This is a genomic window from Microbacterium sp. 05N427, from assembly GCF_056397105.1.
The window spans coordinates 1-686 of sequence record NZ_JBFTMT010000036.1 but is presented as its reverse complement, the minus strand read 5'-3'; the positions used below and the strand labels follow the sequence as shown (position 1 = coordinate 686).

Annotated in this window: 1 pseudogene; it reads left to right on the top strand. The window is 71.2% G+C overall.

Annotation, left to right across the window (positions count from 1 at the left end):
* Positions 1-24: 24 nt before the first annotated feature.
* A pseudogene (locus tag AC1DG4_RS19525) lies at positions 25-686 on the top strand (HNH endonuclease signature motif containing protein); the annotation flags it as partial.

The following is a 686-nucleotide window of genomic DNA, read 5'->3' as shown; positions in this document are numbered from 1 at the left end:
ACTCCGCATCGGGCGAAACGGGTCGTGGAACGCGTCGCGGAACGCCTCGCCCCGCGCAGCCTCACCGACCGGCACCGGGACGCGCAGGAGCACCGGCGGGTGTGGCGGGAAGACCTCGGCGACGGGCAGAAAGCGCTCGGGCTGATCCAYTCCGCCGCGATCGTGGACGGGATCTACGACCGACTCACCCAACAAGCACGAACCATCACCATCGCGAACACGCAGGCCGCGAAGAGTCTCGCCGCCGGGACTGCTCCGGACCCGGACGGACTCGGTGATCCCGGCGACCAGCGCACGATCGATCAACTGCGCGCCGACCTCTGCGCCGACACCCTGCTCACCGGGGCGGCATCCGGGCACGACACCGACGCCGGACTGTTGGGCGCGATCCAGGCGCGAGTGGAAGTCACCGTCCCGGTACTCACGCTCCTGGCACCCAACACCGCCGACACCGTGGGAGGGGCGGGATCCAGGACCTCGTTCGGTGTCCGCATCGAGCAACCCGCCGAACTCGCCGGCGGGCAACCCATCGACACCGACACCGCCCGCACCCTCACCGGCCGGGCGACCGCGTGGGAACGAGTCCTCACCCACCCGATCACCGGGGCGATCCTCGCCGTCGACCACTACCGGCCCAACACCGACCTACGCCGCCTCCTACACGCCCGCGACGCCCGATGCCGCCG